The following is a 22,308-nucleotide window of genomic DNA, read 5'->3' on the forward strand; positions in this document are numbered from 1 at the left end:
GTCCGTTCGACCCGCGGCCCTTTCCTTTTAATTCTCTTGAATTGACGCGGTGGGTGACTTGCGTCACACCCGCGCGGATGTACCTATCTTATTTTCTTTTTCTGTCTCAACAATCTCTCAAAGAACTTTCCGGAAGACTTTTTCTTCCGCTAGCCGCCTCTATAATAAGGCGTGTGTGTCGCTTGTGTTCCGAAGCGACTTTCCGTGTGAAGCGTTCGTCGTTTTCGGTGTGCAAAGGTCGGAAACTTTTCCGAATCCGCAAGCAAACTTTCAATCTTTTTTTTCTCTTTTTTCTTAGCCCGTTCAACCGAGAAGCACTTTCGTTTCCGCTTTCGAAACCTGCGTCTCGGAGCGGGTTGCAAAGGTAAGAAGACTTTTTAAATCCGCAATACCTTTTAAAAACTTTTTTTCCTTTTTCCTGCAGACCCTGTTACCAGGTGTCTCTCGGAGTAGCTTCCATCTGAAGCGGGCTGCAAAGGTAAGCAGAGTTTTCAATTCCGCAAGCACTCTGCAAAAGTTTTTTCAGTATTCTTTTCCGGCTTTTCTTCTATCGATTCCAGCCCCGGTAGGCTCCCTGCCGGAGTCCCTTTTTCCCGACCCGTTGTACCGTGTGGGGAGTGCAAAGGTCGCAAAAGTTTTCTTCTCCGCAAGGGCCCGCCCCCGTCTTTGCCCCCTCTCCCCGGGCGGTTTCGCTTAAGTGCCTGATCCGCACGGCGAATAGTTTCAAACTTTTTTCCGGGTTTTTGCCATCTCTTAACAATACAGGCTGTTCTTTCCTGGAATGCTAAGAGTCTGTTTGTTTTCAGAGCTCTTTTAAGACTCCAAGAAAGGTTGTTTAGTTGGCAACTACATAAGGAGACTGTTTATACAATCTATGGATATGCCCTATGCTTCTCGCTTCAGTTCCCTGCGCGCTAGAGTGTAACATCGTTTTCCCTCCCTGAAGTTCCAAACGCGATTTATTTTTTAATCTATCTTCTTCGCTTTCACTTACGCTTCTCTATAACCTTTTACTACTGCTCCTCTATTCCTTACACTATATATAAAGCAGCAGGGCCCTTTCCTGAAGAATGGGCCCTGCTATCTGTCTTATGCTAAAATCAGCTTATGCTGTTTTTGGCTTCTTATATAATGGCACCGTACTACATGGTTCGCCATACATCAGGCTACTTACAACTGGCAAGAGCTTTCGCATGATCTCTACGTAAGCATAAGTTGGAACAGGTATGCTGCCGCACCCTTTGATAACAACTTTTCCATCCCGATATTCTTCCGGATCTATTTTAGCAATCGCTTCCTGCATTAATGCTTGCTCTAGTGCTTGCAGGTCGCCGAACACATAGTAATTAGCATGCGACTGAAGCTTAGTTGCGAGCAGCATGTAGGCCCAGGTCGGCACGATAGCGTCAACTGAGCAAATGATGGCTACGTTCTTTCCTGCATACACGGACCAATCATGCTCTTTTACGAAGGCTCTGAAATCCTTCTCCCGAAGAATCAAACCCTGAAACAGGTTATCTTTAATATCATACACCACCCGCTCACCCGGATGAAGCAGCTCTTCCAGGTTTAGCGTCACGAGTGCGCTTTGTGCTACTTTGTTTATTATATCTGACATTGCTATAGCTTATTTAATCGTGTTCTTAGTAGGACTTGTTATATAAACATCCTTCAGATAGAAGGGTTCATAATAGGCCACGTCTTCGAATGCCTGCTGCTCGTACTTCGCCATCGCCAGTTGACCGATCGGTTTTGCAGATGGTTGTATACTATCTACGAACAACGCATGCTTATTTCCCTCCACCATCTTTTTGAACTTGCCAGCTCCGTTGCCGAAGAAAATGATCGGTTGACTTGTTAGTTGCTTCTGAAAGCTTTGCTCGTCCAATACTACAGGAGTCACTGGCATCAGCTCTTCCAGGTCGGAGTTGAGCAGACAGGTATAGACTTCCATACGGCGGGCATCTATCATAGGGCAAAACAAGTAGTGCTGCGCATTAGGTACACTATCGATCGCCTGCTTCGCCAACCCATATAAAGTAGAGACCTCCAGCAAAGGTATATCTAGTGAATAACAAAGTCCTTTGGCAGTAGAGCTGCCTATACGCAAACCCGTGTAAGACCCCGGTCCTCCTGACACAGCTACCGCACTCAGGTTGTGCAAGGTATAGCCACAGTTCTCGACAAGCTGCGAGATCATGACTGTAATATGGGAGGAGTGGGATTTTTCAATCTGCAGCTCAGATGCCCCAAGCAGGTCTTCTCCTTTATACAAGGCAACAGAACATACAGTAGAAGAGGTTTCGAGCGCGAGCAATAGTGGCATAATTGAACTTATAATGAATGTGATGACAAAAGTACGCCCGAAAGACCAAGAAACAAAAAGGGTGATACCGGACTGGCATCACCCTTCTATTTATACCTTATCCTTTTATTTCACTTTCAGGAAAGATGCATACTCCTGCTGATCGCTGAGCACACGCTTTGCCATTAATATATCCGGGTCGTCATCGAATGAAGATTCGATATAGCCTTTCTGCAGATAGTAACGGGAAGCGATTTCAGCCTCCAGCATTTCCTGAATCTCAGCACGGAAACGCATCAGGTCATTCGACTTGTTATGCGAAACCTTCTTCTTAATGGCATCCAGTTCCAGTTTGATGTCATCCAGATGCTTGCCATCCTTTGCCTGCTCTGTCAGATCTTCCAGCTCGCGTTCTATCTTAGTCGTATAGTTCACGTCTTTGTTATCCAGGAAAGCGACGAACTTCTGGTAGTCGGCATCAGTCAACTTAAACTGCTTGGCCGAAGGTATAGTGGGGTTCTCTGCTCTATACTTATTGGCGTACTCAAAGAAGTAACCTTTGGATGCGATGGTTCTGGCAATTTCAGAGTAAGTCTTGCGGGTAACTTCCACATCCGGGCTTACACCGCCGCCATCGTAGACAATACGTCCACCGGCCGTTTTGTGAGCCACTTTAAGTGAATCCGGAATTTTGCCGGCGCTACCGTCTTCATTGCGATGCTTGTAGTCGATCGCCTGAATGCTACGGCCGCTCGGAATGTAGTATTTGGCAGTTGTTACTTTTAGTTGTGAGTTATAGGAAAGCGGACGAGTAGCCTGCACCAGACCTTTACCAAATGTGCGCTCCCCTACCAGCACGGCACGATCATAGTCCTGCATCACACCAGCCACAATCTCCGAGGCCGAAGCACTCCGTGAACTGGTCAGGATTACCATAGGCATGCTCTTGTCGAGTGGTTCATCCAGCGCCTTGTAAGTCTTGTTCCACTCCTTTACTTTGCCTTTGGTGCTAACGATATCCCGGCCTTTATCAACAAACAGGTTGGAGATGTTCACGGCTTCGTGCAGCAAACCACCCGGATTGTCACGCAAATCGAAAATAATCTTCTTCGCTCCCTGCTCTTTCAGTTTCTGTACGGCGGTCCTTACCTCCTTAGAGGCATCGACTGTGAAGCCTGACAATTGGAAGTAGCCAATCTCATTATCAATCATGCCGTAGTAAGGCACATTGTCAACCATGATGTTGGCGCGGGTTAGCTCTACTGTTCGGGATTTGCTCTGACCGTAGCTGCGCACTTCGAGTTTCACAGTGGAGTTAGCCTGCCCCTTGAGCAGCTTGCTCACTTCAGAAGTAGTCTTGCTGGAAACGTTTACGCCGTCAATTTTAACGATCTCGTCGCCGATCACCAGCCCCGCTTTGTGAGCCGGGGAATTTTCATACGGCATTTGCACCACAATCTTGTTGTTGCGGCTGCCGATGAGCGCACCAATACCGCCATACTGACCGGTGGTCATGGTACGAAAATCTTCAATATCGTCTTCGGGAATGTAGTTGGTATAAGGGTCGAGCGACTTGAGCATCGCGTCTATACCTGTGCGCACCAGTTTGGAAGGCGGCACCTCATCTACATAGTAGGTATTTACTTCTTTGAAAAGTGTGGCAAAAACGTCGAGGTTTTTGGCAATTTCGAAATAGCGCTCCGACTCTGTCTTAAAGGAGAAGAGGGTCAGCGCAAGGCAGCCAATGAGGAGGCCGGCTATAGACTTCTTGTACATAATATTCCGGGTTTAGGGGCGGGGTAAGACTATCTAGTCAAACAACGTTCCAAACCGGAAATTAGTTTTTTTTGGATTGTATCAAAGGATTTTTTTTCCTTGCCAATGTAAATAATGGCAAGGAGGCTGGGGGCCTGCCCTTGATGCTGGGTAAGAATGTGCTTGTTAAGGCGATAAGCCTCACGTATCTGACGCTTCAGGCGGTTACGGTCGACGGCACGCTTAAAATGGCGCTTCGAGACCGATATAACCAACTGTGTACTGTCGGAAAGAGCATGTTCAGGTGTGTGGTACACAAACCTGAGCGGATACAAATTAAAAGAAGAACCCTTGCTAAACAGTAGCGTTATAAGGCGCTTACTGCACAAGCGTTCTTCTTTCGAATATGTATAAGAAATCGGCTGCTCTGCTGGTTTATCTTTAGCTGGATCCATACGCATGACGGCTCCGGGCTGAGCAAAGCACAACCAGATTACTAAGCTTTGTGTCTTCTTTCGTCAGAAACAGTCAGTTTCTTTCTGCCTTTAGCTCTTCTGCTAGCTAGCACTCTTCTTCCGTTAGCGGTTTCCATTCTTGATCTGAAACCGTGCTTGTTTCTTCTTTTTCTCTGCGAAGGCTGGAATGTTCTTTTCATCGTCTGCCAATGGTTTTATTATGGCCTGCAAAATTAGGGAAGCTTTTCTAAAATAGCAATCCCACTTCCTATATTATTTCAAAAAATACAGAAAAACGGGCTTGCTGATCATTCTAAACCATTAATAACGCGTAGCTATACCTTAATTTGGACATCCTGCGAGCCCCGTATACCTGGGTTAAGCGCAAATTACTTTAATTTTATACCGAACCCCATACCATCACCTGTTATGATCCGGCACCATATTTCCTATACCAACCCGCTCACGCACTTTCTGGATATCACCCTCACGATACCTGATAACAGTCAGCAGGAGCTATACCTGCAGCTGCCCGCCTGGCGCCCTGGACGCTACGAGCTACAGCACTTCGCTCAGAAGCTGCGCGGTGTTACGGCCCATGCAGACGGCGCAACTATACCTGTGCGCAAAGTCACCAAGGACCGATGGCTGGTTGAGACAAATGGTGCAGCGCAGATCGAGATACGCTACAGCTTCTATGCCCGGCAGATGGACGGAGGCGGTTCCTGGCTCGACGAGGAGCAGCTATACCTGAATGGGATCAACTGCCTGATGGCGGTGGAAGGCCGCGAGCAGGAGCCACAGCAACTGCAGCTCGCCATACCTGCGGACTGGCAAATTGCCTGCGGGCTTCCTGAAACGGAGCGCCATACCTTGCAGGCCGAGAACTATGATCAATTGGTAGACAGTCCACTGATTGCCAGCGCCTCGCTCAAAAAGGAAACCTATACCGTAGCCGATATACCTTTCCACATCTGGATACAAGGTGACTGCCGACCGGACTGGGAGCGAATCAGAAAGGATTTCAGAGCTTTCACGCTAGAACAAATGAGGGTGTTCGGCAATTTTCCGGTAGCGGATTACCACTACCTGAACCAGATCCTCCCCTACCGTTTCTATCACGGAGTGGAGCACGTGAATTCCACGGTCATCACGCTTGGCCCAGGCGAACTGCTGATGACGCCTGCTCTGTACAAGGAGTTTCTGGGCATTAGTTCGCACGAGCTCTTCCACACGTGGAACGTCAAGCAGATCAGGCCTAAAGAAATGCTGCCTTATGACTTTACAGGTGAAAACTACTTCCGGACGGGCTATGTGGCGGAAGGTATAACAACGTACTACGGCGACTACATGCTGGCCCGCTCAAGCGTGTTTACAGCAGCGCAGTACTTCGATGAACTCAACACGACCCTACAGCGCTACTTCGCCGATTACAGTCGAAATAATATGTCCGTCGCCGACTCCTCTTTCGACCTCTGGCTGGACGGCTACAAACCTGGTATGCCTGATCGTAAAGTTTCAATCTACATCAAAGGAGCTTTAACGGCCCTGTTACTCGACCTGCAACTACGGCAGCGCACGAACAATCAAGCCAGCCTGGACGTGGTAATGCGCCAGCTTTGGGAAGGGTTTGGCAAAAAAGGTATAGGCTACACCGAACAGGATTATGAACAGCTTGTGCTGCGTGTCGGAGGGGAAGAGTTTAAGCATTATTTTGAACGGTATATCAACGGCACCGCTCCTATTGAGGAGGCTTTAGAGGAAGCGCTAAGGTATGTAGGCTGCACACTCAAGGCAGAAGAAAACGCCATGATCACGGAGCGCCTATTCGGTTTCAAAACGGTTGCTGATACCCAAATGACCAAAATAACAGCCATTGCACCTGACTCACCTGCTTACATGGCATTAAGTGTGGAGGATGAACTGATAGCGGTAAACGGACGGAAAATTGAGCAAAACCTGCAGCCTTTGCTGGCTGACATGGACCTTAGCCAAGGTCTAGAATTGACACTCTTCAGGAATAAGCAGCTTCGCCAGGTAGTTCTGCAGCCAGCCCAGCAAACCTATTACACTAAGTATAGCATTGCCAAGCGATCAGACGCGACAGACGCTGAGAAGCAGAACTTCAAGCTCTGGTTGAAACAGGAATTTTAGTTAAAAAGTAGCTTGAGGTAGAAAGATGGCTGCTTGAGCCGCTCTCGCAGGTCCAGGTCGGTGAACATGCAGGAAATGGTTTCGGCCAGCGCCTGGTTCTTAGAGGCTTTGCTGGCTACCTGGTTGAAAAGCCACGGATAGTCCAGCAGGCGCTGCATACGGCGGCTTAGCTTCAACTCCTTCCAGAGGCGGTTATACACTGCCTTGTCGTAGCCTTGCATAAAGTCAGCAGAGAAGTTTTGCTGTTGCAGACACAGCTCGGCTTGTGTGGCTGCCCAGCGACCGCTGATCATGGCGTTGCTGATACCCTCGCCGGTAAAAGGGTCTATCAGGGAAGCGGCATCTCCCACCAGCATGTAGTTGTCGCCAGAAATTACGCGCTTCTTAGACCCTAGCGGCAGGCCATAGCCTTTGATATCGCCCATTAGTTCGGCATTGGCAAAGCGCTGCCTGAACTCCGGATGGTTCTCGATTATGCGGAGCATTTCCTTTTTCAGGTTCACCTTCTTCTGGCTCACTGTTTCGCTCAGCATGCCTACCCCCACGTTGGCATAGCCACCCGGCAGCGGAAAGATCCAGAAATAGCCCGGCAGAAAATCTTTGAGGAAGTGCAGCTCTATGAAGTTGTCCTTGTCCAGCCCTGTTACATCTTTGTAGTAGGCCCGTAAGCCGGCACAGTAGTGCTCCGGTTCCTGCTTTATACCTGCCTCGTGTCGCGCAAAGGCCGAGTGCGCCCCGTTGGCTACGATCAGCAAACGGGTGTTCAGTTGAAACTGCCCGCTCTTGTCTGTCAACATGAAGCCCTGATCATTTCGCTCCACTTTTGCAATGTCAACACCTTCCAGCAGTGTTATCTCAGGCCGCAGCCTTACCTGCTCGATCAGGAAGTTGTCGAAGTCTATCCGCTTGGAGATATAACCGGACGGAGTATCCTGTGTGGGATCATAATTATGCTTGAATGGCACGCTCAGTTTATGTCCGGCTGGCGAGATAAAATGAATACCCCACGAAGGCAGCTGTTCTTTTTGTTCGCCCAACAGAGCAGGCAAGCTGGCATCGATACGCCTCAGTTCGTTCACCACTTTGCCGCTCAGCGCATCGCCGCATACCTTATCTCTGGGGAATACGGCTTTATCAAGAAGTGTACAAGGTATGCCCTTATTGGCCAGGTGCAGCGCTGCCGTAGCCCCGCCCGGTCCGGCTCCCAATATACAGATGTTGTGTTGCTGCATGCAGTTGAATTGAGACTAAAAATAAACAGCAAACACGAGCCTAGTGCTATACCTGTTCAAAAAAGAACATAAAAAAAGGAAAGCCCTTAGGCCTTCCTCTCCTTTTCCATAGTCTTATTTTGTATTCCTAGTGTGCTTACTTATTGTAAAAGGTATTGTTAATACCATCCACTAGGTTGGGTTAGGTCGCATTATTATTACTTTTTCTTGTAAGGCATGTTGTTACCGCCCTTTGCTAAGTTGCGGTTCGGATTCTGCACTTTAGAGTCATCCTCCTGCTGCAGTTTTTTCGCTGGGTCAATGGCTACACGCTCGTTGTACCCTTCTTGCTGACGCTTATTCTCTATTTTAGAAGTAGCGTTCTGCTCTCCTTGTTTCTGCAAGTTTCCTTTTTGGTTTTGCTTATTTTTATCGTCATTCATAGTTGTCTTCATTTAGCGTTATAGTATAGGTTTACCACCGGACGCTTTACTTTGTTACATTTCAATGCAATTCAGGTTGCTAGCTATACCTGCCAGAAAACGAAAAAGGGAAGCCGAAGCCTCCCTTTTAAAAACACATAAATTACTTATATTTAAGACAATACCGTGTCAAAAGCCACCAGGCTCACAAACTGCTGCACGCGGTTGTCAATCTCCTGCTGATCCAATTTCTTCAAACGTTCAGTACCAAATTTTTCTACGCAGAACGAAGCCATAGCCGAACCATGGATGATGGCACGCTTCATATTCTCGAAGCTGATGTCACCTGTAGCGGCGATATAACCGATGAAGCCGCCAGCGAAGGTATCGCCTGCTCCAGTTGGATCAAACACCTCTTCCAATGGAAGGGCTGGTGCGAAGAATACTTTGTCGTCGTGGAACAACAGGGCGCCATGCTCTCCTTTCTTGATGATCAGGAATTTTGGTCCCATCGCCATGATCTTACGGGCAGCCTTCACCAAAGAGTATTCGCCGCTCAGCTGGCGTGCCTCCTCATCGTTGATTGACAGCACATCCACCATACCGATCGTCTGCTGAAGCTCCTCCATGGCAATGTCCATCCAGAAGTTCATGGTGTCCATCACAATCAGTTTTGGGCGGTTAGTCAGGCGCTCCAACACTGTGCGCTGTACCTGTGGCGCCAGGTTGCCCAGCATCAGGTACTCGCAGTTCTGATAAGCCTCAGGTATAATCGGATCGAAGTCGCCTAGCACGTTGAGCTCCGTTACCAGTGTCTCGCGGCTATTCATATCGTTGAAGTAGCGGCCAGACCAGAAGAAAGACTTCTCGTTCTCCTTTACCTGCACGCCTTCGGTGCTGATGTTGCGCTGGTGCATCAGGCTGATGTGATCCTGATTAAAATCGCCACCCACAACTGACACCACGTTCACGGGCTTTACAAAGTAAGAAGCCGACAGCGAAATGTATGTGGCAGCACCGCCAACGATCTTATCTGTTTTTCCGAAGGGCGTTTCGAGTGCGTCAAACGCCATTGAACCTACTACTACTAAGCTCATATTTTCTAATTGTTGATTGTTAACTTAATTGTTGCTTGTTAAATGGTTGAATTGTTGTTTCACTAATGAGTTTATTATCAACAATTCAACTATTCAGCCATTTAGCAATGCAATATAAATGAAAAAAGCCCCTGAAGGTTTGCTTCAAGGGCTTGGGGTGGAAGATGGGTCTCGAACCCACGACCCCCAGAATCACAATCTGGTGCTCTAACCAACTGAGCTACAACCACCGTGTCTCGTTTGAGAATGCAAATATACGTGTCGTTTTCTTATTTACAATACGCAGAACGCATTTTTTTTGAATAAAATTCGTATCACCCTGTTTGCTTTAGACTTACAAATCAACCCTCGCAGGGTATAGTAACTACTTATTCAGTTTCGTGCCGCACCAGGGGCAATAGTTGATTACAACCATAGTGGCGCTGCCGTTGTGCACAGGTATACCGTACAGTCCTTCATCCCACTGATTGATCACTACTTCCGGATCGTCATACCTGATCTCACCGTCGGCATCCAGGCTTTCGTATACCTTGTCAGCCATCATCAGGCAGCAGTAGCTTTCATAAGCAAAGCCTTTGCTCTTTAGTTTATCGGTAATTGCCCAGTTATAGCAGGCCTCGTCTTCATGTATAGCTTCTTCGTACGCCTCGTACTCCTCCGACTGTAGCACTTCCTCAGACAGTTCTTTCCCAAAAAAGCGGGCATGCAACTCCTTGAACTTTGTTAACTCCATTTGCTCGTTCCCTATATTCTCCTACCTGAGGTTCTCTATCAAATGTAATTCCCTGTTTTAATCTAGCGCATAATATCGGTATCAACCGGAACATAGCCCAAGTGCCGGCTAAGCGAAAGGATCTGTCCTTTGTGGTGATACTCGTGCGTAATGACATGGGTAAACAGCTTGAGCGGATTGGCCTTGGTACTCGTATCATTGATACTGACTTCCAGGTTTGCAAGGTAACTTCGGCCAAAGCTCGCCACAAATTCCTCTACCAGTTTATCGACCTCCTGGAACAGTAGCCAAGCATCTTTAATATTCTGAACGGCTTCGTAGGACGTATATGTCATCTCTTTTTGCAGCGCCTGCTCACCAAGCCAGAATTCATAGGTATTGGCGATATGCACCAGCAGGTTCCGAATGCTTCCTCTTCCGAAGGAGCTGTTTTCCTGGCAAAAGTCCGCTGCTGAAATGGTTTCACAGTATTGCAGGAGGACTTCTCTCGATCCTCTTACCCAATCATACTGCAGCGACATAATGCTCTCCATACCTATCTTATTGAATCATGGAATTATCTGTCGAACAAAAGGCGCTCTCCTTTCTTGCTCTCGTCGAAGGTGCCGTTGGAAAAGGCCAGGTGACCGGAAACCAAGGTATGGGTGATGGTACTGCTAAAGGTATGGCCTTCGAAAGGTGACCAGTTGCACTTATAATAAGTGTTCTCTTTACTAACAGTATAAGGTTTGTTCAGGTCCACCAACACCAGGTCGGCCCAGTAGCCTTCACGAATGTAGCCACGTTCGCGCACGTTGAACAGGATGGAAGGCGCGTGGGCCATTTTCTCCACCACTTTCTCGATCGTCAGTTTGCCCTGCTTCACAAACTCGAGCATCATCTGCACCGAGTGCTGTACCAGCGGCACACCACTCGGTGCCTGCTTGTACTTGCCCTGCTTCTCTTCCCAGGTATGTGGGGCATGATCAGTGGCGATCACATCGAGCTTGTCATCCAGCAGTCCTTGTAGCAAGCCTTCTTTGTGACGGTGTTCTTTTATAGCCGGGTTACACTTGATCTGGGTGCCGAACGTGTCGTAGTCTTCTTTATCAAACCACAGGTGGTGCACGCATATCTCAGCGGTTATACGCTTCTGCTCCAACGGAATGTCGTTGCGGAACAACTTCAGCTCTTCTTCCGTGGAAATATGCAGGATGTGCAGGCGGGTATTGTGCTTCTCAGCAAGCTTTACGGCCAGGTAGGATGATTTGAAACAGGCCGCCTCGTTGCGAATCTCGGGGTGGCACTTTATAGGTATATCCTCGCCGTACTTTTCCTCATAGATGGCCATGTTGTCGCGAATAGTCTGCTCGTCCTCGCAATGCACAGCAATCGGCAGTTTGGCCTTCGCGAAGATTTGGTCCAGCGTCTGCTCATTGTCCACGAGCATGTTCCCCGTGGAAGAACCCATGAAAATCTTGATACCGCAAACAGTATTGGGGTTGGTGAGCAGTACCTCCGCCAGGTTATCGTTGGTGGCACCTATGTAGAAAGAGTAGTTCGCCAGTGATGTCTCGGCTGCAATCTTGTACTTATCTTCTAGCAGTTCCTGCGTTATGGCATTTGGCACCGTGTTCGGCATCTCCATAAACGAAGTCGTTCCGCCAGCCACAGCTGCTCTTGCTTCTGTCTCGATATTGGCTTTGTGCGTGAGACCCGGCTCACGGAAGTGTACCTGGTCATCGATAGCACCGGGAATCAAGTGAAGCCCTGTAGCATCAATCGTCTGGTCGGCTTCGGCTTCTATACCTTGCCCGATCTGTGCGATGCGGCCTTCTTTTACCAGCACATCGGCTGTGGTGGTGCTTCCTTCGTTTACAAGCTGTGCGTTCTTTATCAGGATAGATTTCATGCTGCTAAGGTATGTGCTAGACAAAGTTAACACACATTAGCAAAGTTTCCCGCACAAAAGCACTCCGATTGTTATACCTGGAAGATAAAAGCTATACCTACCACTACTCCGGCTGCATCAGTTTGCCGATGAAGAGAATGGCACCGGAGGATTTCTCCCGGATCATGAACACGAAGGGGCGGTCTACACGGTAGCTGGCTGGCATGGATGTTAACTCTATACCTACAGAAGTGACGGCTGCGGCTTCTGTGCCTTCTTCGTTTACTTCCACAAAGGTTTTATGCTTCACCTGTGAGATCGCCAGGTTGTTATGCCCCTCTATCATGCGGCTGAAGTTCGCCCCGCCCGAAAAAGCAACGCCCATTCCCAGGTTAATCAGCATGGAGTTCAACTCTTCTTCGTATTCCATCTTAAATTTCGGCATATGGAGTTCCCAGCTTACATTGCGCCCTTCTGCAAGCCACTTCGACAGGTTGTCTGGATTTAGCTGCGGGATAATGCTCTGCACAGTATTTTCTCCGCTTGGCATCACGATTGTCATGCTGTACTGCTCGTTTCCGTAAGGCAGGTCGATCAGGTCAACGGTGTTGTCGCGGTAGTGCAGGTACTCGCCCTTTTTCATGGTCATGAAATCCTGGGTCACGCTGCTGCCGTTTTCAAGCAGGAATTGCCCCGGCTTAGTTAGTGCCTTATCGAAAGGATAGGTCCAGGTGCCTTTAAAATAGATGGCATTGATCAGGAACAAAACCTGATCCCGCTTTATCTCATCCAGTATTTTATCAATCTTGTTGTTGGTGCTGTTTTTCACCCAGTTGTTTATATGGCCAACAGAGGCGGGCGATGCAAAGTCTAGGCCTTGCACAGTGGCGTTGAAATACTCTTTGTTCGTTTGGATAAACGGCGCCTGCAGCCGCACCAGGTTGCTATGCCATAGTGAGTTGGCAGATGTAAAAATCACTTTCCTGTCTATACCTTGCAACAGAGCAATCAGGTCTTTGAAGGACTTGTTAATCTCCTCATCAGTGGCGGTTTCGAATCCGAGCGTTTGTCCGATGGCTTGTTTTGTCTCGCCATCCGCTCCGTTGTATGTCATGGTAAGCGCCATGCTGATGCTGAGCGGTGAAATGAAAATATTATCGGCCTCTTCGGCTTTGCTCAGCTCTGCAAAGGACCTAAAAGCGAAGTCATTGGAGCTGGTTACCGTTTTCTGTTCCTGTATTGTCAACGGACGGATATTGGGTGTGTTTGGCCCCTCGTCCACCATCTCTTTTTGGCAACCCGATAATATACTCATCGCCACAAAGGCTATACCTGACAATAATATGCTTTTGCTCATGGGGAACATTGGATTAAGGTCTATACCTGAAAGACCCTAATGGGGGTGAGATGGTTGCATGAGGTCAATCATGATATAACTTCTTCAATTCAAAAATCCTCTCTATGTCCTCTATCTCACCAGAAAACAAACCCATATGCCCAGTTCTATCTTTATTGAATTTCCCAATAATCATGACATACTTCCGGTTCAAAGCATCAATGGAAGTTTGTGAGCCTTCTTTATCTTCTACACGTATGTTTTTGCCAAGATTCACCCAAACAGCATTTTCGGTACTTAGATAATTAGCATGCTCTCTAGAGAAATATAAACTGTTATCCTCTAATTCCAGATGCAGAAAACCCGTCACCATAATCTTTTTACCATGGTATTCATCAGGATTTGCCAACAATTTGATCAAAGAAACCCGCTCAGGAAAAACGCCCTGAAAAGAGCTGAGACAGGCAAAACAAATAATGAGTAGAAATATTGAGAACTTTCTCATTGGCTTCTCCATATACCTTGTTGTAATTCATAATACTACAAACTCTCTGAAGTCTTGGCTCAGCATCTTTCTTCATGAATTGGATATATTGATTTCTCAGAGTCTCAACGGTAGCTAAACGTTCTTCCATCAACTTAGTCTACCAAAAGGCAAAGCCCGATTACTGTTCTCGCAGCCCATTTTTCTTAACTACTTTCTCCATTAGAATTAGTATTCAAAAATACAATATACGCATAATTACCTGCTCGTCTATACACGCTTTCGCACCCTCCCACAAATTTCCCGTACCTTTGCATATCAACACGATTAGAAATACCATGGCAGAAGAAGCCGAAAAAGAAATAAGCACATTCGAGGATTTTAAGCTGAACCGTCAGCTGCTCAACGCCATTGAGGAGGCAGGCTACGAGAAGCCTACTCCCATTCAGCTCAAAGCTATACCTGTGATCATGGGCGGGCACGATGTGATGGGCATCGCCCAGACAGGCACGGGCAAAACCGCAGCCTTCCTGCTACCAATCCTGATGAAGGTAAAGTATGCGCAGGGCACCAACCCGCGTGCTGTCATCCTGGCGCCTACCCGCGAACTGGCCATGCAGATCGAGGAGAATATCACGCTGCTGGGTAAGTATACCGACCTGCGACACACCGTTATTTATGGCGGACTGGGCCCAAAAACTCAGATCGAGACAATCAATAAAGGCATTGACATACTCGTAGCCACACCCAAGCGCCTGATGGAGCTATACCTGAAAGGCGAACTTATATTAAAGGAAATCAAAACGCTGGTGCTGGACGAAGCCGACAAGATGATGGACATGGGCTTTATGCCGCAGATCCGTCAGTTGCTGGAAGTGTTGCCACGCAAGCGCCAGAACCTGCTCTTCTCGGCTACCATGCACCCGAAAGTGGTAGAGCTGTCTGAAGAATTCCTGGAGTTCCCGACCCGCATAGAGGTAACGCCGCAGGCCACACCGGTGGAAACGGTGAGCCAGGTGCTGTACCAGGTGCCGAACCTGCGCACCAAGATTGCCATGCTCGAGCACCTGATTCAGGACAAAGAAACTTTCAACCGCGTGATCATCTTTACCCGCAGCAAGAAAAATGCTGAAAACGTGGCCAAATTCTTAGAGCGGCGCGAGTACGGCGAAGTGCGTGCCATCCACGGCAACAAAGGGCAGAACACACGCATCAACTCCATGGAAGCCTTTAAAAGCGGCGAAGTCCGCTTCCTGGTAGCAACTGATGTAGCCTCCAGAGGTATAGACGTGACGATGGTGAGTCATGTGATCAACTTTGACGTACCGTTTGTGTACGAAGACTACGTGCACCGCATCGGACGTACCGGTCGTGCCGAGAATGTGGGCGCTGCCATCACGTTTGCGAACCCAGCCGAGATGTACCATATCCGGAAAATCGAGAAACTGATCCGAATGCAGATACCGGAGGAGCCGATGCCAGCGGAAGTGAAAATTCACGACATCACATTTGAGGAGCAGCAGGCGATTGCCCGTGACATTGACCACCAGAAGCGCAGCGAGAACCCGGACTTTAAGGGTGCCTTCCACGAGAAGAAAGCTATACCTAAAAAGCGCCCGGAGAGCAAGCGCGACCCCAGAGCCTCGTTCTGGCAAAAGACAAAAAAGAAGAAGAGATAAGATAAGCACCCTGCCCGATGTGGCGGGGTGTTTTTGTTTACAGATACTCGAGCGCTACTTTCTGAAAACGGTACACCAGGCCTGTCAGAACAAAGCCCCACATGGTGCCGCTCCAGAGCATGTGCAGGAAGATCTGCCGACGTGGCACACCGAACACTGCAGCTACTATAGTACCGAAAACAGGTGTAAGAAAAAGCGGCGTGAAGAAGGCAACGCCCACAACGCCAAAGTTGCGCCAAATTCGCACCACCCGGCGGCTCCGGCGGCTGAAAACTGGTCGGTTGTAGTTTCGTCGATACCGGGAGTACCATCGGGCAGCTTCTCTCCCAACAAATGAAAAAACCAGCACGCTCGTCATCATGCCGGCTACGGTCAGAAGCACGGTTTCGAGGTAAGCCATCCCCAGCGACATCCCTGCCAAAGGTCCACCAATGAACTTGACCATGCTGATCAGGTATACCGACATGTATTTGAGAAGCTCCTCCAATCCCTACTGAACGCTAATTCAAGTTTAATTATGTGCAGGCTCTAAGCGCCCAGATTCATTTTCATTTGATACAGATCGATTCCCTGCGCCCAAAAGTCCTGCTCCACCTGCTCCAGTTCAAAGCCCAGCTTCTGGTAGAACGGATACACCAACTGACTCGTCCGCACCTGCAGCCATTGCATACCAGGCATATCCTTTAGCTTAGCGATGCGAAACAGCGTCAACTGCCGACCTATGCCTTTGCCCTGAAATGCAGGGTGGATCAAATCCCAGGACAGCCTGCCCCAGGTATAGCCATCGAAATAATTGATACCACCGGCACCTACCACCTGTCCCTCCTGCTCTACCACAAAGTAATCTTCGCGGCGCTCCTGCAGGTATAGCACCAGGTCGGCTTCCTCTTCAGGAGCAAAGTAAGCTGGCGTGTTGAGCCGCAAAAGCTGCAGAAGCGCCTCCTGGTCGGCTGGAGTATAGGGCCTGATCATTGCTGGCAGGTATGGCTATACCTTCGGCCCGAAAGCCAGGTCACCGGCATCGCCCAGACCGGGTACGATATAGAAGTTTTCGTTCAGATGATCATCCATAGCGCCAAGCCAGATGTGCGCCTCCGGAATCTCCTGCTGTATGTGAGCCACTCCCTCCGGAGAGGCTATGGCAGCGGCAATGTGCACCTGCACCGGTTTGCCGTGGCGCAGCATCCCTTTATAAGATTTCACGAGTGAGCGACCGGTGGCCAGCATCGGGTCCGCCAGGATAAGGATCTTATCGTGCAGGTCCGTTGAGGCCAGGTACTCCATGTTGATCTGCAGCTCGGTGTTCTGCTCCTCCACTCTGTAAGCGCCTACAAACGTGCTGTAAGCTTTGTCAAAGTAATTAAGCATGCCGTTGTACATCGGCAGGCCGGCTCTGAGAATCGTGGCCAGCACTGGTTGCGCAGTCAGTAGCTGCGTTTGCGTAGTAGCCAGTGGTGTTACGATGTCGCGGGTTTCGTAAGGCAGCGTTTTGGATATCTCGTAAGCCAGCAGCTCACCCAAACGCTCCAGGTTGCGACGGAAGCGCAGGCTGTCGTGTTGCACCGTTACGTCGCGCAGTTCGGCTACAAAATGGTTGGCAAGCGACGGGGCTGCTGTGAGTATGTGCAGGTTATCTTTTTGCATGAGCATGACTGTTTTTAATGACCTAAAGATAAGGTCTTTCGGGCGTACGGCAATCTCCGGCTGCCAAAAACGTTAAACCGTGCAGGCGCCCTACCTGTATAAGGCTGAGCTATACCTGCTTTCGACAATCTGCATCATGCAATTTCATGTGTTTTTGTTAATATTGTGAATTCTAAACAAGTACCTTACAAATCGCTTTCCCCTGATTAGAACTTTCCTCTTATGAGAAATATACTTGCCGCCATGGCACTTAGTCTGCTGGCTATACCTGTTGTGCAGGCGCAGGATGTGTATGTGCCATACGATCGCGACACCTATCACCTGATAGACCGCTACCAGATCAAACTGGGCTCAAAAGTGCCGCAGATGCACACCAACGTACGCCCGATCGGTCGCAGAGAAGTAGCTGAACTAGCTGAGGCTGCCATTGGTGAGCCGCGCTCTAACGCCGACATGTTCAATATCCAGTACCTGCTCAACGACAACTGGAATTACACCACACAGGCAAACGATAACATCAGCGAGCGCCCGATCTTCAACACATTCTACCGTAACAAAACGGACCTCTATCATTACGACTCTGAGGATTTCACTCTCCGCGTGAATCCGGTACTGCACCTGGAGCTCGGCAATGACCGCGAGAGCGATGGCATACGCTATGTCAACACAAGAGGTATTCAGATCGAGGGAAGCATCGACAATCGCTTCGGCTTCTATACCTTTATCGGAGAGAACCAGGCCCGTTTTGCTGATTATGTGGAGGACCGCATCCGTCGTGATGGGGTGGTTCCGCACGAAGGACTTTGGAAAGATTTCAAAGGCGACGGCTACGACTTCCTGACGGCACGCGGCTACATGAACTACTCCCTCTCGAAGCACGTGGAGATACAGCTGGGCCACGACCGCCACTTCATCGGCGATGGCTACCGTTCGCTGGTATACTCTGACTACGCACCGCCGGCATTCTTCCTCAAACTGAATACCCGTGTATGGAAGCTGCACTACATGAACCTGTTCCAGGAGCTCACTGCCGACTACCGCCGTCGCGGTGGTGGAGATCGCCTGCTGCCGAAGAAATACATGGCCCTGCACCGCCTGGGCATCAATATCACCGACAACCTTAATGTAGGCTTATTTGAGCAGGTCATTTTTGGTCGCGAACGAGGCCGGTTTGAGCTGCAGTACCTGAACCCGATTATCTTCTACCGCAGTGTGGAGCACAACCTCGGCAGCCAGGACAACGCCTTGCTCGGTCTTGATTTCCGCTGGAACCTGTTCAATACCGCGCAGCTTTATGGCCAACTGGTGCTCGACGAATTTGTGCTCGATGAAGTAACAGGTGGTAATGGCTGGTGGGCCAACAAGCAGGCCGGTCAAATCGGTGCGAAGTATATCGATGCTTTCGGGCTTTCTAATTTTGACCTGCAGGGCGAGGTGAACATCATACGCCCTTATACCTACCAGCACCGCGATGGCAGCTCCAACTATCAGCACAACCGCCAGCCACTGGCCCACCCGATGGGTGCCAACCTGTATGAATTTGTAGGTATAGCCCGCTACCAGCCACTGCCGCGCCTCCAGTTGGTAGGCAAGGCCATCGCAACCCGATTCGGTCAGGACGAGATCACGGCAGAAGGCGATACCATCAACTGGGGCAATAACGTAAACCTGGACTATAATCTGCGCCCTTATACATACGGGCACGAGATTGCGCAAGGCATTACTACCAACCAGCTACACCTCGACCTGACAGCCACCTACCAGTTCAGGCACAACCTGTTCGTGGACCTGAAAGGCATTATTCGCCGCACAGAGGCTGATGTAAGCACATTGAGCAAAAACACGGTGTTCACATCAGTAGCACTGCGTTGGAACATTGCCCAGCGCCTGCATGAATTTTAACAGACAGGTTTAGCTATCACCTGAGCGGGGAGCCTTTAGAAATAAAGGCTCCCCGTTTTCGTTTTAAAAGCTCGCTATACATACCTGTCCTAATTTAGCTATCTTTGCAGCGGCTAAGCATACAGCAGGTAGAGCGCGGCCTACAATATTGTAATTCGTTAATACTTAAAAACTTCCGTCAAGATTCCCGTGTGCATTACGGGGAGCAATCGGAGCAGCCTCCTATACCTGCAACAGGTAAGGATGGCCTATATCAACATGAAGACTTATCTCCGGATACTGCAGTTCGCAAAGCCTTATAGCCGCTTTGTGCCGCTTTATACTATTTACACCATACTGGGCATCATTTTCGGCCTGCTCAACTTCACGCTGCTCATTCCGCTGCTCAACGTGCTTTTTGGTACCGTGGGCGCCGATGAAGCTGCGACCATGGTGACAACCAAGCCTGACTTTAGCCTCTCACTCGAGTATTTCAAAGACTTCTTTAACTTCCACTTCGGGCAGGTCATTCTGGAGCAGGGACGGCAGGGGGCACTACTTTTCGTCTGTGTGATTGTGGTGATCTCGGTTTTCCTGGCTAACCTGTTCAAGTACCTGGCTTTTAGGGTGGTAGGCGCTCTTCGGGCACATGTAGTAAAGAAGATCCGCCATGCCACTTACGAACGGGTGACACAGCTGCACATGGGCTATTTCAGCAACGAACGCAAAGGCGACCTGATGACGCGCCTGACCGTGGATATTCAGGAGGTGGAAAACTCAGTGGTGAACACGATGACGGTGGTGATTCGTGAGCCAATCTCTATTATCGCTTTCTTTGTCGTGCTCTTTACTATGTCGGTGAAGCTCACGCTTTTCACATTGATCCTTCTTCCGCTTTCAGGTATACTCATTGCAGGTATAGCCAAGCGCCTGAAGCGGGCCGCCCAGCAAGGCCAGGAGTCACTGAGCTTTATACTGACTATTATCGACGAAACGCTGAGCGGCATTCGGGTGATCAAAGCCTTTAATGCTGAGCCCTACATCCTCGACAAGTTCCATGATCAGAATAGTCGCTACGCTCGATTACAACGCTCTATTGCCTACAAGCGTGATCTTGCCTCTCCGTTCTCGGAGTTCATGGGTGTGACGGTAGTTGCCTTGCTTCTATACTTTGGCGGCACCATGGTGCTGAACCAGGAATCTGATCTTAGCGCGGCAGAATTTATAACTTACATCATCCTGTTCTCACAGGTGCTGGTGCCAGCTAAGGCCATGTCTGCGGCGTTCAGCAACATACAGCGCGGCCTGGTATCCGGCGACCGCATCCTGCAGGTGATCGATACAGAGCCGCAGGTAAAGAACAAACTTAACGCGAAAGTACTGCCGGAGTTCCGTCACGAGATCGAGTTCCAGAATGTGGGTTTCAGCTACGGAGACCACGCTGTGCTGCAAGACATCAACTTGTCGATCGAGAAAGGCAAAACCGTGGCTTTGGTTGGTCCTTCCGGTGGTGGCAAGTCTACCCTGGCCGACCTGATCCCACGCTTCTACGACCCGACGGCAGGCAGTATCCTGATTGACGGGCACGACATCCGTGACTATACCATGGAGTCGGTGCGTGATACGATGGGCGTGGTAACGCAGGAGTCTATACTTTTCAACGACAGCATTTTCAACAACATCGCCTTTAACAAAACTGACGCTACAGAAGAGGAAGTGATCGCAGCTGCTAAGATTGCCAACGCGCACGAGTTCATTGTGAAGACGCCGGAAGGTTATCAGACCATGATCGGTGATCGCGGTAGCCGCTTGTCTGGCGGGCAGCGCCAGCGCCTGAGTATTGCAAGAGCGATTCTTCAAAACCCGCCGATCCTGATTCTGGACGAGGCTACTTCGGCACTGGATACTGAATCGGAGAAACTGGTGCAGGAAGCACTCACCAACCTGATGAAGAACAGAACCTCGATTGTAATTGCGCATAGACTGAGCACTATACAGCACGCCGATGAGATTGTAGTATTACAACAGGGCCGCATTGTAGAGCGCGGCAGTCATGAGGACCTACTGCAGCACGGCGGATTGTACGCAAAACTTACACAAATGCAACTGGTGTCATAGTAGCACTTAGTGCTTTTGTGTTACCAACCATTGCTTTAAATTAAATTTTAGTGTTAACGTTTCGGTATATTCATATTTTTTTATAGCTTAGCCCGATACAGTTTTGCACCAAAATCCAACCTTGAAGCATGAAAGAACTTAAGACACTCTCTGATGTGGTCGTTTTTTGCTACGCTATGTTTATAGCACTTTTGCTAACAGACTTGCTAGACCATAAAGCCATATTTGAGATTGCGACTGAAGAACAGGCGCTCACCCTTTACAAAGCACTCGGAGCAGTAGGCGCCGGATTAATGCTGGTAAAGTTGTTAATTGGAAAACTTTACATTACGTCGCTCAAATACGACAGGCACATGGCTCAGGTAAAAATCAACGAGCTGAAAGCCGATCTGTATGAGCGTAAACAAGCATACAGAAGCAACAGCTACAAAGAATCTGTCCGGATGGAGATGGCTGTAGCGAGCAACTAATATAATACATGACCCAGATCGTAATCAAGGAGCTGCAGGAAGCGCAACAGACGCTCAACAACTTTATTGCAGACCCTAATAATATTGCCGCCATCGAAAAAGCGGCCAATGCCATGGCCGATGCTGTAGCAGCAGGTGGTAAGATCCTTTCGTGTGGCAACGGTGGCTCCATGTGTGATGCCATGCACTTTGCAGAGGAACTGACAGGACGCTACCGCAACAACCGCCAGGCTATTCCTGCCATCTCTATCTCCGACGTGAGCCACATGAGTTGCGTGGGCAATGACTATGGGTACGATCATGTTTTTTCCCGCTACATCGAAGCTTTAGGCAACAATGGCGATGTGTTGCTGGCCATCAGTACCAGCGGCAACTCTGCCAATGTGCTTAAAGCCGCCGCCGCCGCCAAGGCCAAAGGCATGACGGTAGTTGGGCTCACCGGCAAAGACGGGGGCAAACTGGCCGCCCATTGCGACGTGGAAGTGCGCGTACCACACCAAGGCTACGCCGACCGTGTGCAAGAGATTCATATCAAAGTCATTCATATTCTGATTCTTCTCATTGAAAAGAGAATCTGCGCTTAACTAGTATTAGGTATAAGCCATCGGAGGACGTATATTTTCAGGTATAGGTATACCTGAAAATATACGTCCTTTGTTTTGCCCCCTCTTTTATAGTGCGCTATACATGCGTT

22 protein-coding genes and 1 tRNA gene are annotated in these 22,308 nt (G+C 49.1%); 6 read left to right on the forward strand and 17 right to left on the reverse strand.

The genetic code is table 11. From position 1 onward, the window contains the following. Positions 1 to 1,105: 1,105 nt before the first annotated feature. The 5 genes from I0P70_RS18755 to rpmH all read right to left on the reverse strand — a co-directional run bounded on the left by I0P70_RS18755 (position 1,106) and on the right by rpmH (position 4,715). Positions 1,106 to 1,618: a DUF2480 family protein gene (locus tag I0P70_RS18755; protein WP_196120691.1), complete on the reverse strand. Its 513-nt coding sequence runs from the start codon at positions 1,616 to 1,618 to the stop codon at positions 1,106 to 1,108. 9 nt (positions 1,619 to 1,627) lie between these two features. Then, positions 1,628 to 2,326: a tRNA (adenosine(37)-N6)-threonylcarbamoyltransferase complex dimerization subunit type 1 TsaB gene (gene tsaB, locus I0P70_RS18760; RefSeq protein ID WP_196120692.1), complete on the reverse strand. Its 699-nt coding sequence runs from the start codon at positions 2,324 to 2,326 to the stop codon at positions 1,628 to 1,630. Positions 2,327 to 2,431: 105 nt separating this feature from the next. Further along, positions 2,432 to 4,081, reverse strand: a complete 1,650-nt coding sequence (locus I0P70_RS18765; protein WP_196120693.1) for a S41 family peptidase — start codon at positions 4,079 to 4,081, stop codon at positions 2,432 to 2,434. A gap of 29 nt (positions 4,082 to 4,110) precedes the next feature. Then, positions 4,111 to 4,515 carry a ribonuclease P protein component gene (rnpA, locus tag I0P70_RS18770; protein WP_230392295.1) on the reverse strand — a complete coding sequence of 135 codons (405 nt, stop codon included), beginning with the start codon at positions 4,513 to 4,515 and terminating at the stop codon, positions 4,111 to 4,113. Between the two features lie 41 nt (positions 4,516 to 4,556). Beyond that, entirely contained in the window at positions 4,557 to 4,715 is a 159-nt protein-coding gene (rpmH, locus tag I0P70_RS18775; RefSeq protein ID WP_007659000.1) for a 50S ribosomal protein L34, read from the reverse strand. A gap of 229 nt (positions 4,716 to 4,944) precedes the next feature. Between rpmH and I0P70_RS18780 the strand changes: the two genes are divergently transcribed. After that, a complete protein-coding gene (locus I0P70_RS18780) occupies positions 4,945 to 6,669 on the forward strand; it encodes a M61 family metallopeptidase (protein WP_196120694.1) in 1,725 nt (574 codons plus the stop codon). Here I0P70_RS18780 and I0P70_RS18785 read toward each other — a convergent pair. The 9 genes from I0P70_RS18785 to I0P70_RS18825 form a co-directional block, all read right to left on the reverse strand. Beyond that, entirely contained in the window at positions 6,666 to 7,901 is a 1,236-nt protein-coding gene (locus tag I0P70_RS18785) for an NAD(P)/FAD-dependent oxidoreductase (RefSeq protein WP_196120695.1), read from the reverse strand. The two genes, I0P70_RS18780 and I0P70_RS18785, sit on opposite strands and share 4 nt — an antisense overlap. A 197-nt stretch (positions 7,902 to 8,098) precedes the next feature. Next, complete coding sequence (locus I0P70_RS18790; RefSeq protein WP_196120819.1) at positions 8,099 to 8,323, reverse strand: hypothetical protein; 225 nt, start codon at positions 8,321 to 8,323, stop codon at positions 8,099 to 8,101. A gap of 152 nt (positions 8,324 to 8,475) precedes the next feature. After that, a complete protein-coding gene (locus I0P70_RS18795; protein ID WP_196120696.1) occupies positions 8,476 to 9,399 on the reverse strand; it encodes a PfkB family carbohydrate kinase in 924 nt (307 codons plus the stop codon). 153 nt (positions 9,400 to 9,552) lie between these two features. After that, positions 9,553 to 9,629, reverse strand: a tRNA-His gene (locus I0P70_RS18800). A gap of 134 nt (positions 9,630 to 9,763) precedes the next feature. Next, positions 9,764 to 10,132, reverse strand: a complete 369-nt coding sequence (locus tag I0P70_RS18805; RefSeq protein ID WP_196120697.1) for a hypothetical protein — start codon at positions 10,130 to 10,132, stop codon at positions 9,764 to 9,766. A 62-nt stretch (positions 10,133 to 10,194) separates the two neighbouring features. After that, positions 10,195 to 10,665: a DinB family protein gene (locus I0P70_RS18810; protein ID WP_230392296.1), complete on the reverse strand. Its 471-nt coding sequence runs from the start codon at positions 10,663 to 10,665 to the stop codon at positions 10,195 to 10,197. A 23-nt stretch (positions 10,666 to 10,688) separates the two neighbouring features. Then, a complete protein-coding gene (locus I0P70_RS18815; RefSeq protein ID WP_196120698.1) occupies positions 10,689 to 12,023 on the reverse strand; it encodes a dihydroorotase in 1,335 nt (444 codons plus the stop codon). A gap of 103 nt (positions 12,024 to 12,126) precedes the next feature. Next, positions 12,127 to 13,359 carry a serpin family protein gene (locus I0P70_RS18820; RefSeq protein ID WP_196120699.1) on the reverse strand — a complete coding sequence of 411 codons (1,233 nt, stop codon included), beginning with the start codon at positions 13,357 to 13,359 and terminating at the stop codon, positions 12,127 to 12,129. Between the two features lie 64 nt (positions 13,360 to 13,423). Beyond that, positions 13,424 to 13,855 carry a hypothetical protein gene (locus I0P70_RS18825; RefSeq protein ID WP_196120700.1) on the reverse strand — a complete coding sequence of 144 codons (432 nt, stop codon included), beginning with the start codon at positions 13,853 to 13,855 and terminating at the stop codon, positions 13,424 to 13,426. A 305-nt stretch (positions 13,856 to 14,160) separates the two neighbouring features. Between I0P70_RS18825 and I0P70_RS18830 the strand changes: the two genes are divergently transcribed. Continuing rightward, entirely contained in the window at positions 14,161 to 15,501 is a 1,341-nt protein-coding gene (locus tag I0P70_RS18830) for a DEAD/DEAH box helicase (protein ID WP_196120701.1), read from the forward strand. Positions 15,502 to 15,538: 37 nt separating this feature from the next. On the opposite strand, the gene I0P70_RS18835 is transcribed toward I0P70_RS18830, so the two are convergent. Genes I0P70_RS18835 through upp form a run of 3 tightly spaced genes read right to left on the reverse strand, consistent with a single transcriptional unit; the run spans position 15,539 to position 17,151 of the window. Continuing rightward, positions 15,539 to 15,988 carry a small multi-drug export protein gene (locus tag I0P70_RS18835; RefSeq protein WP_196120702.1) on the reverse strand — a complete coding sequence of 150 codons (450 nt, stop codon included), beginning with the start codon at positions 15,986 to 15,988 and terminating at the stop codon, positions 15,539 to 15,541. 41 nt (positions 15,989 to 16,029) lie between these two features. Continuing rightward, positions 16,030 to 16,473, reverse strand: a complete 444-nt coding sequence (locus I0P70_RS18840) for a GNAT family N-acetyltransferase (RefSeq protein WP_196120703.1) — start codon at positions 16,471 to 16,473, stop codon at positions 16,030 to 16,032. Positions 16,474 to 16,488: 15 nt separating this feature from the next. Continuing rightward, positions 16,489 to 17,151 carry a uracil phosphoribosyltransferase gene (gene upp, locus I0P70_RS18845; RefSeq protein WP_196120704.1) on the reverse strand — a complete coding sequence of 221 codons (663 nt, stop codon included), beginning with the start codon at positions 17,149 to 17,151 and terminating at the stop codon, positions 16,489 to 16,491. A gap of 216 nt (positions 17,152 to 17,367) precedes the next feature. Here upp and I0P70_RS18850 point away from each other — a divergent pair, with 216 nt between their 5' ends. From I0P70_RS18850 to lpcA, 4 genes are all read left to right on the forward strand, one after another. Further along, entirely contained in the window at positions 17,368 to 19,047 is a 1,680-nt protein-coding gene (locus I0P70_RS18850; RefSeq protein ID WP_196120705.1) for a hypothetical protein, read from the forward strand. 258 nt (positions 19,048 to 19,305) lie between these two features. Then, positions 19,306 to 21,144 (forward strand): ABC transporter ATP-binding protein, encoded by a 1,839-nt coding sequence (locus tag I0P70_RS18855; RefSeq protein ID WP_196120706.1) that lies wholly within the window; start codon positions 19,306 to 19,308, stop codon positions 21,142 to 21,144. 128 nt (positions 21,145 to 21,272) lie between these two features. Continuing rightward, positions 21,273 to 21,614, forward strand: coding sequence for a hypothetical protein (locus I0P70_RS18860; RefSeq protein ID WP_196120707.1), 342 nt, complete (start codon positions 21,273 to 21,275; stop codon positions 21,612 to 21,614). Between the two features lie 8 nt (positions 21,615 to 21,622). After that, positions 21,623 to 22,198, forward strand: a complete 576-nt coding sequence (gene lpcA / locus I0P70_RS18865; RefSeq protein ID WP_196120708.1) for a D-sedoheptulose 7-phosphate isomerase — start codon at positions 21,623 to 21,625, stop codon at positions 22,196 to 22,198. Positions 22,199 to 22,308 lie beyond the last annotated feature (110 nt).

It is taken from the genome of Pontibacter sp. FD36 (assembly GCF_015686655.1).
Lineage (GTDB): Bacteria > Bacteroidota > Bacteroidia > Cytophagales > Hymenobacteraceae > Pontibacter.

Excerpts from the sequence above, each read along its gene's own strand:
- I0P70_RS18840 (WP_196120703.1), bottom strand. The coding sequence starts at position 16,473 with ATGATCAGGCCCTATACTCCAGCCGACCAGGAGGCGCTTCTGCAGCTT.
- I0P70_RS18830 (WP_196120701.1), top strand. The coding sequence starts at position 14,161 with ATGGCAGAAGAAGCCGAAAAAGAAATAAGCACATTCGAGGATTTTAAG.
- rnpA (WP_230392295.1), bottom strand. The coding sequence starts at position 4,515 with ATGGATCCAGCTAAAGATAAACCAGCAGAGCAGCCGATTTCTTATACA.
- I0P70_RS18755 (WP_196120691.1), bottom strand. The coding sequence starts at position 1,618 with ATGTCAGATATAATAAACAAAGTAGCACAAAGCGCACTCGTGACGCTA.
- I0P70_RS18815 (WP_196120698.1), bottom strand. The coding sequence starts at position 12,023 with ATGAAATCTATCCTGATAAAGAACGCACAGCTTGTAAACGAAGGAAGC.
- I0P70_RS18860 (WP_196120707.1), top strand. The coding sequence starts at position 21,273 with ATGAAAGAACTTAAGACACTCTCTGATGTGGTCGTTTTTTGCTACGCT.
- tsaB (WP_196120692.1), bottom strand. The coding sequence starts at position 2,326 with ATGCCACTATTGCTCGCGCTCGAAACCTCTTCTACTGTATGTTCTGTT.
- I0P70_RS18825 (WP_196120700.1), bottom strand. The coding sequence starts at position 13,855 with ATGGAGAAGCCAATGAGAAAGTTCTCAATATTTCTACTCATTATTTGT.
- I0P70_RS18855 (WP_196120706.1), top strand. The coding sequence starts at position 19,306 with ATGAAGACTTATCTCCGGATACTGCAGTTCGCAAAGCCTTATAGCCGC.
- I0P70_RS18785 (WP_196120695.1), bottom strand. The coding sequence starts at position 7,901 with ATGCAGCAACACAACATCTGTATATTGGGAGCCGGACCGGGCGGGGCT.
- I0P70_RS18820 (WP_196120699.1), bottom strand. The coding sequence starts at position 13,359 with ATGAGCAAAAGCATATTATTGTCAGGTATAGCCTTTGTGGCGATGAGT.
- I0P70_RS18790 (WP_196120819.1), bottom strand. The coding sequence starts at position 8,323 with ATGAATGACGATAAAAATAAGCAAAACCAAAAAGGAAACTTGCAGAAA.
- I0P70_RS18850 (WP_196120705.1), top strand. The coding sequence starts at position 17,368 with ATGAGAAATATACTTGCCGCCATGGCACTTAGTCTGCTGGCTATACCT.
- rpmH (WP_007659000.1), bottom strand. The coding sequence starts at position 4,715 with ATGAAAAGAACATTCCAGCCTTCGCAGAGAAAAAGAAGAAACAAGCAC.
- I0P70_RS18765 (WP_196120693.1), bottom strand. The coding sequence starts at position 4,081 with ATGTACAAGAAGTCTATAGCCGGCCTCCTCATTGGCTGCCTTGCGCTG.
- I0P70_RS18805 (WP_196120697.1), bottom strand. The coding sequence starts at position 10,132 with ATGGAGTTAACAAAGTTCAAGGAGTTGCATGCCCGCTTTTTTGGGAAA.
- lpcA (WP_196120708.1), top strand. The coding sequence starts at position 21,623 with ATGACCCAGATCGTAATCAAGGAGCTGCAGGAAGCGCAACAGACGCTC.
- I0P70_RS18810 (WP_230392296.1), bottom strand. The coding sequence starts at position 10,665 with ATGGAGAGCATTATGTCGCTGCAGTATGATTGGGTAAGAGGATCGAGA.
- I0P70_RS18780 (WP_196120694.1), top strand. The coding sequence starts at position 4,945 with ATGATCCGGCACCATATTTCCTATACCAACCCGCTCACGCACTTTCTG.
- I0P70_RS18795 (WP_196120696.1), bottom strand. The coding sequence starts at position 9,399 with ATGAGCTTAGTAGTAGTAGGTTCAATGGCGTTTGACGCACTCGAAACG.
- upp (WP_196120704.1), bottom strand. The coding sequence starts at position 17,151 with ATGCTCATGCAAAAAGATAACCTGCACATACTCACAGCAGCCCCGTCG.